Source organism: Agaribacter marinus (assembly GCF_030160655.1).
Classification (GTDB): Bacteria; Pseudomonadota; Gammaproteobacteria; order Enterobacterales; family Alteromonadaceae; genus Glaciecola; species Glaciecola marina.
Genome location: NZ_BSOT01000005.1, coordinates 89,791 through 103,940, shown reverse-complemented (window position 1 = coordinate 103,940; position 14,150 = coordinate 89,791). Strand labels below are relative to the sequence as shown.

The window sequence follows — 14,150 nt, the reverse complement described above, 5'->3', positions numbered from 1 at the left end:
TTACGCATACTGTTTATGTCAGTGCTAACAAACTAACGATGAGAGATGTAATTTGCGCATATTCAATCTAATAAATACCAACAGTTTGAAAGGTGATTTGATGGGCGGTGTAACAGCCGCTATTGTCTCATTGCCACTCGCATTAGCATTTGGTGTAGCCTCGGGTGCTGGTGCAGAAGCCGGACTATATGGGGCTATTATTATTGGTTTTTTTGCAGCCTTATTCGGCGGTACGCCGACGCTTATCTCAGAGCCAACAGGACCAATGACCGTGATTATGGCTGCTGTCATTACTACGATGGTCGCTGAATATCCAGATAAAGGCCTTGCCATGGCGTTTACAGTGGTAATGATTGCTGGCGTAACACAAATCATATTTGGTGTGCTGCGTTTAGGTAAGTACATTACATTAATGCCCTACAGTGTGATTTCTGGTTTTATGTCAGGCATCGGCTGCATATTGATTATTATGCAGTTTGCCCCTGCAGTCGGCGCAGCCCCACCCTCTGGCGGCGTGACCGGAGCAATAGCTGCATTGCCTGAAACACTGGCGAGTATAAATGTCATTGAAGCACTTATGGCAATTGCTACCTTGTTGCTTATCTTCTTTACACCAAGAAAAATAAAACACTACGTGCCACCACAACTTATCGCGCTTGTCGCAATATCTCTTATCGCATACTTCTTATTTAGTGACGCTAACATAAATCGTATTGGTGAGATTAATGTGACCTTACCAAACTTAGTTTTACCCACCTTCACATCAGAACAAGTGCAAACAATGGTCCTTGACGGCATTGTGTTGGGAATGCTTGGTTGTATAGATTCGATGCTAACGTCTGTTATTGCCGATAACCTGACCCGCAGTGAACACAAATCTGACAAAGAACTCGTTGGACAAGGCATAGGCAACTTGTTTTCAGGCTTATTTGGTGGCCTCCCTGGCGCGGGAGCAACAATGGGAACAGTGGTAAATATACAAACCGGCGCCAGAACCGCTCTCTCGGGTATAACACGTGTACTCATATTAGTTGTCGCAGTATTTGGCGCTTCTGACCTAATTTCCATGATACCAATCGCCGTTCTTGCAGGTATTGCCATAAAAGTCGGGATTGATATTCTTGATTGGAGCTTTATCAAACGCGCGCATAAAGTGTCAAAGCAAACGAGTTTAATCATGTGTGCCGTCCTTATACTTACCGTATTTGTAGATTTAGTGGTTGCTGTTGGCATTGGCGTGTTTATTGCCAATATCATCACGATTGAAAAGTTAAGCGCATCACAAGCCAAGAATATTAAAGCTATTAGCGATGTGGATGGACGCTTACCTCTAGACAAAGAACAGCGCAGATTGCTCAATAAAGCGAAAGGTAGAGTCTTGTATTTTTACCTAAGTGGCACAATGATTTTTGGTGTATCTAAAGCGCTTTCCCGAGAAATCGGTTCATTGGGCGAACACGCTGTCGTAATTATTGATTTGTCTGACGTATCGTATCTTGACGACACCATAGCCTTAACCATCGAAAACCTTATCAAAGATGCTAAACAATTAGATAAACACATACTCATGTTGGTAAACAACGATGAGAAAAAACGTAAACTAATGCGCATGGGCTTTGAAAATTTGCTTTCAGAAGCTGACTTTATTGACGAGAGAACAGAGGCACTAGAAGTTGCCAATCGCCGCATCCAAGCAAACGATTCGTTTGCAATGAATATATAAGGCGCTTACGATTAATTTGTGTATACTCCGCCCCATAAAATTACAAAATAATAGGAATGCTTATGAACGTTTGTGGTATTGAAATCAAAGGAAGTGAAGCAATTATTTGCCTGCTTACGCTAGAAGATGACGTATTTCATTTACCCGAATGTCGCGCGCGTAAACTGACCTTTGGCAAAGAAGGCACAGCTAAAGCACTAAAAGCTTTCCAGGCTGAATTCGCTAAACTATTAGAAGATTACAAATTTACTAATGTGGTAATTAAAGAGCGCCCGAGCAAAGGAAAATTTGCTGGCGGTGCCGCAGGCTTTAAAATAGAAGCCGCGATACAGTTGATTGATACGCTAAACGTGACTTTATTGTCGCCGACAGACAAAAAAGCAATGTTAAAACGTAATCCTGTACATATTCCATTTATTGAAACAGGTTTAAAAATATTTCAGCAAGATGCTTTCGAAACCGCATTTGCATTTCTTATGCAGCAAAAATACCCGTCTACAGAAGACTAGATCTTAAGATTGACATAGCCTTCTGCACGCGAAAAATCGTTAATTTGCTGGGTAAATTAAAGGAAAGTACTTAGTATCAAGTGCTTTTCCTTTCGGTACACGAATATCCGTACCGCGTAGCATTATATCGTCGGTATCACTTTTCGTACCATCCGCAAATACATTAAGCACCATCGCACGACGGCTTCTTTGTGATTTGTTTTCATATGAACCATGCACCATCAATGGATGATGAAAACAAGCATGACCTTTCTTTAGCTCCATAGGTACAGGCTTAATTTGAGCTTGCAAAGCTTCATCAAGCTGCTCAAACAACGCATCCATTTCACCACCTAACTCTAAACGCTTTAGTAGGCCCCAACGGTGACTACTGGGTACATAGTTCAAACATCCATTTTCAGTAGACGCATCGTCCAACCCTATCCAGCAGGTTAAGTGTTGCATTGGTACTGTACGAATCCAGTACGAATAATCTTGGTGCCAAGCCACTACCCCGCCATGACCTGCTGGCTTACAAAACAGCTGATCATGCCAAAATCTTACGGCTTTGTTGCCCAGTAACTGGCTGGCAGGTTTAGTAAATGCAGGATTCCAAAGTGCATCATGAAAAGCCTCAGATACTCGCCAGTGCCCCAAGGAATGAAACAGCACCGTATCTGGATTCGTCGAATGATTTCCATGAAATTCATAGAATAAGTCCCTAGCAGGATGCTCAGGATCTTGTATTTCGTCTAAGGCCTTACGCAACACATCGACTTGATCTTCTTCTAGAATTTTTACATTCGTGACATAGCCATACTCATCAAAATGCTCTACTTGCTCCTTTGACAATGCAAAAGGTTCGTAGTCTACCTGTTCTTTAACTTCAGCAAACAATTTGGATACAGGATGATGATAATCTGCTAAATCTTTGATATTCATGAACTTACTACCTATTTCGTACAATAACCTCAATATTATTACAATAGATTAGCATATATAACACCTCAATTTAATACAGATTACACATTATTTACACTAATGGTTATAAAGCTGTTGCCACGTTGTCCTAAGCCATTCTGCACACGCCGCGTTCTGTTCGAGCAGTGAATAACCTGCGCCTTCTCCATAATCAGTAAAAGGAATAAATTCTGTTGATATTGTTTGCAGTTCACTTTCATCGTTGTTGGCGTGATAGGTCATTAACATGCGAACAACTTGTTTCCATGGTGCAAGATCACTTTCTTGCCATGGCGCATGCCATTCACCCGCGTTTGGTTGTTTAAAAGGGTATTGAATACCTCTACCTTGCACAGATTTTGGGTGCAATGATGAACGTAATTTATTGATATCTGGGTGAGCAGCAACGATATTCTTTGGGTTATTGGGAGATACAGAGCGCGCGTGCGCATGTTTGACTAAACCTTGATTTATCCATTGTGTGAACACGTTATCTTCTGCAAATGGATCGAGAACGAGCTCACCACTCTTAACCTCTTTATCTACCCCAAACACTGCCAATTCACTTGGATTATCAATTTTAAAAATAACGTGGCTATGATCGAGTGTTATTCCAAAGGGAATACCTTGTTTTTGCACAAGTTCTGCAACCTCGGATACTCTTGAAAACTTTTCTGACCACATATTTACATGGATTTCAAATGTAGGAATGCAACCTACTTTATGTCCTAAATCATAGGCTTCAATATATATTTGTGCGACCTCTTCGTTACTAATTAAATGGCCATCTTCATGGTCCATAAACACTTGTGTATTGTGCACAACACTGCCTAAATGCGCGCCAATACGTAGGTTGTCAAACAGTTCATTTTCTTCTTTGCCTAAAATGTAATTCCGACTACCTGCTAGTATCGGAATATCAAAGCGTTGCGCACACTTTTCATATTCGTTGACCTCGTTTGGTGCCGGTGTAACATCTATGTAATCAAATACACCAGCGTCTTGAACCATCCTAAAGCGGCTAGCAATGTTTTTAGGAGGATGACAGCTTTTATGGCGAATACCGGGTTCACAAATACCAAATTTAAGAGATTTCATCTATCAACTGTACTCTACTTGTTTAATTTAAATGCGCTATGCGCACTACCCTAATTGAAAACATCAGGTGTTTAAAGCTAATTCATGCAACAAAATCAACAACAGTTAATCTTTACCGAATGCTATAAAAGTTATAAGATTCAAGTGCTTGATACGCCAACAATCGAAACTACAACAAATTACAGTGAGCACACCTTTTGTCAACTTCCAGCAAGGCCCTCTGGCTAAAAACGCCCGCAGCAACGTTCACCGCTAACGCACAAAATGCAGGCAACGGCATCATCATTAAAGATCAACACATTGTTGAATTAGTTGCAGACGGACAACAACCCCAGACGCCATACGATAGTTACATTGATTGCAGTAATTATGTACTTAGTCCAGGATTAATAAATACCCACCATCATTTTTATCAAACCCTTACGCGGTGCGTACCTGGCGCTATTAACAAACCTTTATTTCCGTGGCTAAAGTTCTTATATCAAGTGTGGAAAAACCTTGATGAAGAGATGATTTATCACGCCACTCAACTCGCTAGTTTAGAATTAATTGTCTCGGGCACAACATGTGTTGGTGATCACCACTATGTTTTTCCGAAAGGCTTAGAAAATGCTATCGACATACAGGTAGAAGCCATTCAAGCGTTATCATGCAGAGCGACCTTAACACGGGGTTCCATGAGCCTTGGTGAAAGCAGTGGAGGCTTGCCCCCCGATAGTGTGATACAAAGTGACGAGACGATATTGTATGATAGTCAACGCTTGATTGATAAGTTTCATAAGATCAATGGCGATGACATGATAGAAATAGCGTTAGCGCCATGTTCACCGTTCTCAGTATCGACTGAACTAATGAAACAAACCGCTATTTTAGCCGAAAAAAACGACGTACTTTTACATACACACCTTGCAGAAACAGAAGATGAAAATAACTTTTGTTTACGTCAATATGGCATACGGCCATTGGACTATTTGGAAGACTGCGGCTGGCTGAATGACAGAACGTGGCTGGCCCATGGCATTCATTTTACTCAAGAAGAAGTGATTCGACTAGGTAAAGCAAACGTCGGTATTGCACACTGCCCTAGTTCTAATATGTTGCTTGCTTCCGGGATTTGTCCAACGGTTGATTTAGAAAACGCTGGGTGTAGAGTTGGATTAGCAGTAGACGGTTCAGCCTCTAATGATTGTTCGAATATGATACAAGAAGCGCGCCAATCGCTTTTGCAGCAACGTTTAAGATACGGGGCAGAACTTATCACAGCGGAACGCGTGTTACGCTATGCAACAAAAGGGTCTGCGGCGATTTTCAAACGCCATGATTTGGGCGAAATTAATGTAGGCGCAAAAGCTGATATCGCCTTATTTTCAATAGATGACTTGCGATTTTCTGGCGCTGGCGATCTTATAGCCGCATTAGTAACCTGTGGTGCACATACCGCTGATAAGCTAATGATTAATGGTAAATGGGTGGTTGAAAATGGTCATCACGTAAGTATTGATCAAGAAGAGCTTAAAGCTAAACATGCTGAACTCGCTCAAAAACTCCAGCGCATGGTTTGATTACAATAGTGTAAAATTAATTCAGCACCTATGGTTTCAACATTTTTGCTTGAAAACAAATATATTTTTATAAACGCGCTTAAATAACTAAATTGCCAATATTGGTAGAAAGCGTTAACGCTTCATCCTTAGTACCTACCGCATTAGTAATCGCGACTGACACCACACCTTTATCCAGCAACACCTGAAAATACGCGCCAGCACCGGGTTGATTCCAATCATGCGAGATCACACGGCCTAATTGGGTAGTTTTGTAAAGCGAATAGCCTTTTTCCTGCAAATTAGTATCGTAATACCCATAATTGCTGGTTATCTCAAACATTTTTTCTAGAGTATCTTTGGATAAAAGTTCAAAATTCAAAATCGCCTGACCAAACTTAAGTAAGTCATTTGCCGACGAGCGGATATCAAACGCGCCATTACGCTCAGCAATGTGTTTGTATGGGCTTCGCAAAAACAAACTGCCAGCTTTGACATAGAGTTTTGATTCATTTGCCCCTGTATATCGAGACTCTAACGACGTATTTACCATCCCAGCCGTTTGCCATATATGGCGGGATAGATAGTCTGAATATGTGCTATTGGACACAGACTCAATCACTTTTACTAAGATAGATAAATCATATATACACGATGCAGCATTCTCTCGATACTCATTCACTAATCCGCGGTCAAGCATTGCGTTTGTTGCAGATGAGATGGGATCGAAATGCGAAAACGACATTGGCTCCGACTCAAAAGCATTGTCCGGCATAGTATTGCTTTGACGTAATATTTGCCGCACAGTTACGCGATACCTCATTTTTGGTAAGTCAGGTAAATATTCTTGCACAGGCGTATCTAAATTTAATAATCCATTTTCATGCAACTGCATAATAGCAATGGCCGTCATTGGCTTTGCGATTGAACTAATCGTAGTCACGGTGTCAGGTGTAAATTTAGTTACGTTACGCTTGTCGCTATAGCCTGAAGACGCAATATATGAGCCACACCCCGACTTAAATACACCCGCGCTAACACCAAGGAAATCATTTGAGACCATATGACCGTTCAGTAGGTCCTCTACATTTTCATTGAGACCAACCGAATCTTGCTCACATGCAAAGTTACCGTCACTGCCTATTACGGGTATATGCGGTGTATAAAATGGATTATAAGCAAACGGCTCTATGAGCCAGAATAATGCAACACTAACAGTGAGAAGAAAAAGAAATATGAGCTTTTTCATGTTGGTTTCTCTTTGGAACTCTGAATAACTACAAAATAAGTCGAATCAGAAATCACTTTGGTTTGCTTTAGTCTAATGACTTTCGCATTTAGTTCATATTTTTATATGTAACAAATATTGTAGGCATCCAGCAATTCAATCTATTTGTTTAGCGTGCAAATTAGCTAAACCTGCTTCTGCGCACTTAACGTCAATTTCTGGTGGCGCTCCGGAAACACCTAAACCGCCGATCAATACACCCGTCTTGAATGCGTGTCGCCTGCGAAAGCGTGAGTGTGTCGTCTGCTGCAAAACATACAACCCACAGGCCAATTTTCAATTGAATCAAGCTGAACAGGTTTATGTGCAGCTAATACTAAAAATTGAATATTGAATATTGAATAACGCTACTTTGCTTCAAACTCCGAAATCCCCCAATACCCATTTGACGTAGACCGTTGCACGAAACCTGACTTACGCAAGTACTTCCTCATGTGCAAGTTTAAATAGCCATGAGCGAATACAATCACCTTCCCTTCTACTTTAGCCGTTTGCACTAATTCATGCGCCGCTTTTTTGGCTCGTGCGCGTGCTTCAGCGTAGGATTCAAAGGGGCCCTTCTTACCTAGCATCCATAACAGTCGATTGATGTAAACCCACGTAAATGCCTTAAAAGTAAAGGGTAACTTGTATCGTGGAATGTCCATTTCACGCAATAAACGCGACTGATGATGAGGCTTTAAATTTAACGCAATAGAACTACTATGAATCGCACGAGGTAAGTCGCTAGACACAATATAAAAATCTTTAAACTTATCACGAAGTACTTGAGATGGACGACTTTCACTGGATACCAAAGACTTATCGTAAGCCCTTACCCATTTTGCGAAACCAACACTGTCTACGACGATATTTTCAGCCCTCTCAGGCCGCCCGTGCCGCACTAACACTATTTTCATATATTTAGATAAATTGCCCGCGTAACTAAGATTTACTGTCTCCGCTAATCCTGCTCGCGATAGCCCCATCTTGATTGCGATATTTTGCATCTACACGCGAATTGTAAGGCTTTTCGCAATAGTCACTTAACACTTCAAAACTGATAGCACCAATTTTCATACCTGGTCGCATTGCCAACGGCAGTTTTCCGGAATTGAAAAACTCCAATACAATATTACCAGACCAACCTGGGTCAATTCGATGAGCAGTAACATGCACCATTAACCCCAAACGGGCAAGTGAAGAGCGTCCATCTAACCAGCCTACAATATTACCAGGTAAGGTAACTGATTCGTAAGTCACGGCCAACGCCAATTCTCCCGGGTGCAAAAAGAACGCGTCGCCTTCTGCAATGTCTATTTCATCGCTCATTACTCGGTCCATGGCGGCTTGCACCTCAAACTTTGGACCGCTCAAATCAATATACGGCGCGGCATGATCCTGAAACACACGAAATTTGTTACCCAAACGTACATCAACTGTTACACCACTTACTTCTTCGAGCTTAGGCGCAGGTTTAATCCCGATATGTCCATCTTTTAGGTATTTTACAATGTCCTTGTCACATAAACGCATGTTACATCTTCTGTTATTAAATCTTGGCTGGTTGAATTATGCGGATACCTACCACTGGTTGCAACAGTCTATTACGTTTGTTGGCATAAAAGTCATTTTTAGTGCATAACAACGGTTAACGAACGTTAATCCAAGCGTGTGATATCAATGCCTCCGCCGGATGCTATCGCGACTTGCGATACCTTAATCTTGTTTACCATATTCGCCGCCATGCTGCGTGCGGCATCCAGATAAATATCTTGTAAATACGTATTCGAATGGTCGGCAAACAAAGAATGTCCATTGTCAGCGTTTTCTCGAATTTGCATATTAATAGGCACTTCAGCGAGCACCGGTAATTTGTATCTAGACGCTAACTTACTTGCCCCTCTGCTCGCAAAGATGGGCGATTGTGTATGGCAACTTGGGCATTCAAAAAAACTCATGTTTTCCACGATGCCGACCACTGGAATATCCAATTTTTCGAACATGGCAATCCCCTTACCAGCATCAGAAAGCGCGATATCTTGCGGTGTAGTGACGACGACTGCGGCTGTCAAAGGTATATTTTGCGCCATGGTTAACTGAATATCGCCAGTACCTGGTGGCATATCCACTATCAAATAATCTAGCAACGGCCATTTGGTCTCATTCACTAGTTGTTGAAGTGCCTTACTTGCCATTGGGCCGCGCCAAATTGAAACAATTTCTATGAATCACACATATCCCTTGTGAATCACTCTCATACAACCGAAGAAGTCCATATACTCACTCTGAAGGTTATGTTATCCCCTAACTGCACTTAAATTCTAACAATTGCTTAAACCCTATTACAAATAACTTAAGCTAGTTTTTATTGTTCTTTACTTCTGACTCCAAAGCTTCAATTCTAGTTCGTAACTCGCAATTAGCCTTAGTCTGTTTTACATCGAAATAATATACGTAGAACATGACAAAAGTAGTCGCAAGCACAAAACTTACCAAGGAGCGATCGTCTTTACTATACGTTCCATACAATCCAAGACAGTATATTGCAAACACGATAACGCCCAGAAAATTAGGGGAAGATTTAAAATTTTTCATACAATAATATCCTAGTAAATGATCTAGCCATGCCAGAGAAACAGATATTTCACCAACTACATTTTTACAAATAAATACAAGTCATTCTAGAGGCTTAGACCAATTGAGTTTTTCTTGAAGTGTAAACGTTTTTAATAACGATACCTTCCTAAAACAGGAGACAAGCTCAATTGTTGTGGTTGAATTATGCGGATACCTACCACTGGTTTCAACAGTCTATTACGGTTGTTGGCATAAAAGTCATTTTTAGTGCATAACAACGGTTAACGCACGTTAATCCAAGCGTGTGATATCAATGCCTCCGCCGGACGCTATCGCGACTTGCGATACCTTAATCTTGTTTACCATATTCGCCGCCATGCTGCGTGCGGCATCCAGATAAATATCTTGTAAATGCGTATTCGAATGGTCGGCAAACAAAGAATGTCCATTGTCAGCGTTTTCTCTAATTTGCATATTAATCGGTACTTCAGCGAGCACCGGTAATTTGTATCTAGACCCTAACTTACTTGCCCCACCGCTCGCAAAGATGGGCGATTGTGTATGGCAACTTGGGCATTCAAAAAAACTCATGTTTTCCACGATGCCGACCACTGGAATATCCAATTTTTCGAACATGGCAATCCCCTTACCAGCATCAGAAAGCGCGATATCTTGCGGTGTAGTGACGACGACTGCGGCTGTCAAAGGTATATTTTGCGCCATGGTTAACTGAATATCGCCAGTACCTGGTGGCATATCCACTATCAAATAATCTAGCAACGGCCATTTGGTCTCATTCACTAGTTGTTGAAGTGCCTTACTTGCCATTGGGCCGCGCCAAATTGACGCATGCTCGTTGTCCACCAAGTAACCTATCGAGTTAGATACCATGCCATGGGCATGAATGGGTTGCATGGTCTTGTTATCGTTACTCTCTGGTGAAGCGTTCGTCGTACCCAACATGATAGGCACTGAAGGGCCATAAATATCTGCGTCTAAAATACCCACTCTTGCACCAAGCTTCGTTAATGCTAAGGCTAAATTAACTGCTGTCGCCGATTTCCCAACACCTCCCTTACCAGACGATACAGCGACAATATTTTTCACATTGGTTACCAAGGCTTGTTTGGCAGCAAACATCGGAATATTACTCGCGACTCTGCATTGATATCCACTGGGTATTAAACCGCGTTCTTGCAACACTTCTAAGATCGTTGCTTCATCTAAAGTACTGGGTATCGGCAAGCTGATCGAAATCTCCTTGGCACTAATAACTACCTGTATTAAGTCAGAACTCTCAATGCCAAGATGCGCTTTAAGCGCAAGTGAAATGGCGGATGACGTGCTTGGCTCATCATTCGTTTCTACTTGTTTCTGCTTTTTTCTAAAAAACATGTCTATCCATATATTCTTTTGTATGTTTGAAGTGCATATTACAGGTGCATTCAGCCCCTGTTTAAGCTAACATCTGCGGTTTATTTCAGACTGATATTTTCAGCCTGATATTTTCAATATTTTTAGCAAACTCAGGGAATATTCGCAGAATGCAACAAGCCAAGCGCCGAATTTTAGTAACAAGCGCATTGCCATATGCCAATGGCTCAATTCATTTAGGCCATTTATTAGAACACATTCAAACAGATATTTGGGTGCGTTTCCAGCGTTTACGTGGACACCAATGTTACAGCGTATGTGCCGACGACGCCCACGGCACGCCTGTTATGTTAAAAGCGCAAGAATTAGGCATCACGCCAGAAGAAATGGTTGCAAACACTCGCGACGAGCACGATAAAGATCTGCGTGATTTTTTGGTAAATTATGACAACTATTACGTCACTCATAGCCCTGAAAATAAAGCATACTGTGAGCTTATTTATAATCGCTTGAACGACGCTGGCTATATCTCGAAAAAAACCATCAATCAGCTATTCGATCCCGAAAAGCAAATGTTTTTGCCCGACCGTTTCGTAAAAGGGGATTGTCCAAGTTGCGGTGCCGAAGATCAAAATGGCGATAGTTGTGATGTGTGTGGTGCGACATACAGCCCCACTGAAGTGAAAAACCCGCGTTCAGTCGTGTCAGGGGCAACGCCCATACTAAAGGACTCTGAGCACTTTTTCTTTGACTTGCCTAAATTTGAGGGCATGCTTAAAGCGTGGATTCGGTCAGGCGCCATCCAAAACGAAATGGCAAACAAACTTGAAGAATGGTTTGAACAAGGCTTGCAGCAATGGGATATCAGCCGCGATGCACCCTACTTCGGTTTTGAAATTCCAAATGCGCCGGGTAAGTTTTTCTATGTTTGGGTAGATGCCCCCGTAGGCTACATGGCAAGTTTTAAACATTTTTGCGATAAAAATGGGTTAGATGACACCGAATTTTGGGACGCAGGTTCTGATACGGAGCTATATCACTTTATTGGTAAAGATATTACCTACTTCCATTGCTTGTTTTGGCCTGCAATGTTAGAGGGTGCTGGTATGCGCAAGCCAACAGGTGTAAACATCCACGGTTTCGTCACAGTAAACGGCGCAAAAATGAGCAAATCTCGCGGTACATTCATTAAGGCAAGTACCTATCTGGAACATTTAAATCCAGAGTATTTACGCTATTACTTTGCTAGCAAATTAAATGACAGCGTTGCAGACATTGATTTAAATTTTGAAGACTTTGTGCAAAAAGTAAATTCGGACCTTGTGGGTAAAGTGGTCAATATCGCGTCTCGTTGTGCCGGCTTTATTAGCAAACGCTTTGATGGCACTCTATCAGACAATATTGAAAACCCTGCGTTGCTCAATGAGTTTCAAGCCGCAGCAGATGGCATTGCTGAATCAATTGAAAACCGGCTATATAACAAAGCAGTACGTGACATTATGGCCTTAGCGGATAAGGCCAATCAATACATTGATGCACAAGCGCCTTGGGTAACAATAAAAGATGAAAATAAACAGGTTTTCACACATGACGTATGCTCGCTAGGCATCCATTTATTTAGAATATTAATGGTTTACTTAAAACCCATAGTGCCTAATTTAGCGGCGCAGTCTGAAGCATTTTTAAATGATGAATTTTCATGGTCTAGTATTAGTGACGTAAAAACAGGCCACAAGATAAATAAATTTAAAGCCCTAATGCAACGTGTTGATGGGGATAAAGTTGCCGCGATGGTAGACGCTAGCAAAGAAAACCTTCAAAAGACACCCGAGCCAAAAATTGCGTTGTCAGGCCCCCTAGCCGATGATCCAATTTCGGAGACTATCACCTTTGAGGATTTTGCAAAAATAGATTTACGTATAGCAAAAATCGTTAAGGCTGAAGCGGTGGAAAAGGCAGACAAATTGCTTCGATTAGAGCTAGACATTGGTGGCGAAACGCGCCAAGTATTTGCCGGCATCAAATCAGCTTATACACCTGAACAATTAGAAGGCAAGTTGACCGTTATGGTCGCTAACCTTGCGCCGCGTAAAATGCGCTTTGGTTTATCAGAAGGGATGGTTTTAGCAGCAGGACCAGGCGGCTCAGACCTATTCGTTTTGCAGCCTGACGACGGCGCGCAACCCGGTATGCGAGTGAAGTAACAGGTATTTTTCGCATGTTTAATTTTTGTTTGAACGTGAGCTTTGTGTATTGCTCATAGACGCGGTAGCCGGTGCATTGTTAAATTTTGGCTTTAAATGCCACTTTTGCTTAATGGGCGAAAGTGGTATTTCGCGCTTTCTCGCAACAATAATGTACATAGAAGAAAACCAAGGACAATAGCGTTTGCACCAACGCATTATTCTACTGTGCTCACCCAAGCGTTTACGCATAAACAATGAAGAATAGATGACTTGTTCTTGCTGAATCACTTCAAAATCTAACAATTGCAACCAATCTTTTACCCTAGCAGCTGTAAAAAAACGACCTTGATGCAGCAAATTGTTTCTGTTAATTGGTAAGTACTTCATGATACCGGCTAAGCTAAAAGGGTTAAATCCAGCAATCACCACATGACCATTTGATGTGATTGAACGATCTATTTCCCGTACTATTTGATGAGGATCTTGCGCAAAGTCAAGTTCCGCCAGCACAACAAACACATCTACACTATTGTTCTGAATTGGCAGTTGGTTTGATTTTCCGCACAATTGCGTTGATTCTGAGATGTTAGCAGAAAAATTAAATTTGTGTTTAATCGGACTAGTAGCGAGTGTTAGTTCACTGCTTAAGGCCCCGACTTTCAGCAAATAATAGCCAAACAAACGTTCAACAACAGGAGCCAACTCTCGCTCAAGTTCCTCTTTTACTCGCTCACCTTGGCTTAACCTACTCCATACATCCGGGTATCTAGGTTTTTCATCTCTTTTCGCAGCACGCAGCAACATTAAATAACTATGCCCATTTTAGTCTTTAGCTCATGTATAACTAGCTGATGAAAGCTTACGCCAAATTTTACCAAAAACAAGCCTTTGCAAATAAGCGTGTATCAACCGCGATAGAACCGCGTAATTCCT

General features: G+C 41.6%; 12 protein-coding genes and 1 pseudogene. 4 read left to right on the top strand and 9 right to left on the bottom strand.

Annotation, left to right across the window (positions count from 1 at the left end; translation table 11 throughout):
• Nucleotides 1-52: 52 nt before the first annotated feature.
• Entirely contained in the window at nucleotides 53-1,723 is a 1,671-nt protein-coding gene (locus QQK00_RS02135; RefSeq protein ID WP_284215835.1) for a SulP family inorganic anion transporter, read from the top strand.
• A 62-nt stretch (nucleotides 1,724-1,785) separates the two neighbouring features.
• Nucleotides 1,786-2,232: a DUF3010 family protein gene (locus QQK00_RS02130; RefSeq protein ID WP_284215834.1), complete on the top strand. Its 447-nt coding sequence runs from the start codon at nucleotides 1,786-1,788 to the stop codon at nucleotides 2,230-2,232.
• Between the two features lie 39 nt (nucleotides 2,233-2,271).
• Here QQK00_RS02130 and QQK00_RS02125 read toward each other — a convergent pair whose 3' ends face one another.
• Together QQK00_RS02125 and QQK00_RS02120 are read right to left on the bottom strand one after the other, a co-directional pair.
• Nucleotides 2,272-3,153 (bottom strand): phytanoyl-CoA dioxygenase family protein, encoded by an 882-nt coding sequence (locus tag QQK00_RS02125; protein WP_284215833.1) that lies wholly within the window; start codon nucleotides 3,151-3,153, stop codon nucleotides 2,272-2,274.
• A 96-nt stretch (nucleotides 3,154-3,249) separates the two neighbouring features.
• Entirely contained in the window at nucleotides 3,250-4,269 is a 1,020-nt protein-coding gene (locus QQK00_RS02120; protein ID WP_284215832.1) for a hypothetical protein, read from the bottom strand.
• Nucleotides 4,270-4,466: 197 nt separating this feature from the next.
• On the opposite strand from QQK00_RS02120, the gene QQK00_RS02115 reads away from it, so the two are divergent.
• On the top strand, nucleotides 4,467-5,831 hold the full coding sequence (locus QQK00_RS02115) for an 8-oxoguanine deaminase (RefSeq protein ID WP_284215831.1): 1,365 nt from the start codon (nucleotides 4,467-4,469) through the stop codon (nucleotides 5,829-5,831).
• 79 nt (nucleotides 5,832-5,910) lie between these two features.
• Here the strand turns inward: QQK00_RS02115 and QQK00_RS02110 are convergent, their stop codons facing one another.
• The 6 genes and pseudogenes from QQK00_RS02110 to apbC all read right to left on the bottom strand — a co-directional run bounded on the left by QQK00_RS02110 (nucleotide 5,911) and on the right by apbC (nucleotide 11,052).
• On the bottom strand, nucleotides 5,911-7,059 hold the full coding sequence (locus QQK00_RS02110; protein WP_284215830.1) for a serine hydrolase domain-containing protein: 1,149 nt from the start codon (nucleotides 7,057-7,059) through the stop codon (nucleotides 5,911-5,913).
• 135 nt (nucleotides 7,060-7,194) lie between these two features.
• A complete protein-coding gene (locus QQK00_RS02105) occupies nucleotides 7,195-7,350 on the bottom strand; it encodes a heme-binding protein (protein WP_284215829.1) in 156 nt (51 codons plus the stop codon).
• Between the two features lie 95 nt (nucleotides 7,351-7,445).
• Nucleotides 7,446-7,997, bottom strand: coding sequence for a histidine phosphatase family protein (locus QQK00_RS02100; RefSeq protein WP_284215828.1), 552 nt, complete (start codon nucleotides 7,995-7,997; stop codon nucleotides 7,446-7,448).
• A gap of 25 nt (nucleotides 7,998-8,022) precedes the next feature.
• A complete protein-coding gene (gene dcd / locus QQK00_RS02095) occupies nucleotides 8,023-8,613 on the bottom strand; it encodes a dCTP deaminase (protein WP_284215827.1) in 591 nt (196 codons plus the stop codon).
• 125 nt (nucleotides 8,614-8,738) lie between these two features.
• A pseudogene (locus QQK00_RS02090) lies at nucleotides 8,739-9,302 on the bottom strand (P-loop NTPase); the annotation flags it as partial.
• Between the two features lie 646 nt (nucleotides 9,303-9,948).
• The gene (gene apbC / locus QQK00_RS02085) at nucleotides 9,949-11,052 is read right to left on the bottom strand and encodes an iron-sulfur cluster carrier protein ApbC (RefSeq protein WP_284215826.1); all 1,104 of its coding nucleotides are present in this window, start codon (nucleotides 11,050-11,052) and stop codon (nucleotides 9,949-9,951) included.
• Between the two features lie 149 nt (nucleotides 11,053-11,201).
• On the opposite strand from apbC, the gene metG reads away from it, so the two are divergent.
• A complete protein-coding gene (gene metG / locus QQK00_RS02080; protein WP_284215825.1) occupies nucleotides 11,202-13,235 on the top strand; it encodes a methionine--tRNA ligase in 2,034 nt (677 codons plus the stop codon).
• Nucleotides 13,236-13,253: 18 nt separating this feature from the next.
• On the opposite strand, the gene QQK00_RS02075 is transcribed toward metG, so the two are convergent.
• The gene (locus QQK00_RS02075; RefSeq protein WP_284215824.1) at nucleotides 13,254-14,021 is read right to left on the bottom strand and encodes a methyltransferase domain-containing protein; all 768 of its coding nucleotides are present in this window, start codon (nucleotides 14,019-14,021) and stop codon (nucleotides 13,254-13,256) included.
• Nucleotides 14,022-14,150: the final 129 nt, after the last annotated feature.

Coding starts and splice junctions, on each gene's coding strand:
- QQK00_RS02110 (WP_284215830.1), bottom strand. CDS start 7,059: ATGAAAAAGCTCATATTTCTTTTTCTTCTCACTGTTAGTGTTGCATTA.
- dcd (WP_284215827.1), bottom strand. CDS start 8,613: ATGCGTTTATGTGACAAGGACATTGTAAAATACCTAAAAGATGGACAT.
- metG (WP_284215825.1), top strand. CDS start 11,202: ATGCAACAAGCCAAGCGCCGAATTTTAGTAACAAGCGCATTGCCATAT.
- QQK00_RS02100 (WP_284215828.1), bottom strand. CDS start 7,997: ATGAAAATAGTGTTAGTGCGGCACGGGCGGCCTGAGAGGGCTGAAAAT.
- QQK00_RS02120 (WP_284215832.1), bottom strand. CDS start 4,269: ATGAAATCTCTTAAATTTGGTATTTGTGAACCCGGTATTCGCCATAAA.
- apbC (WP_284215826.1), bottom strand. CDS start 11,052: ATGTTTTTTAGAAAAAAGCAGAAACAAGTAGAAACGAATGATGAGCCA.
- QQK00_RS02125 (WP_284215833.1), bottom strand. CDS start 3,153: ATGAATATCAAAGATTTAGCAGATTATCATCATCCTGTATCCAAATTG.
- QQK00_RS02130 (WP_284215834.1), top strand. CDS start 1,786: ATGAACGTTTGTGGTATTGAAATCAAAGGAAGTGAAGCAATTATTTGC.
- QQK00_RS02075 (WP_284215824.1), bottom strand. CDS start 14,021: ATGTTGCTGCGTGCTGCGAAAAGAGATGAAAAACCTAGATACCCGGAT.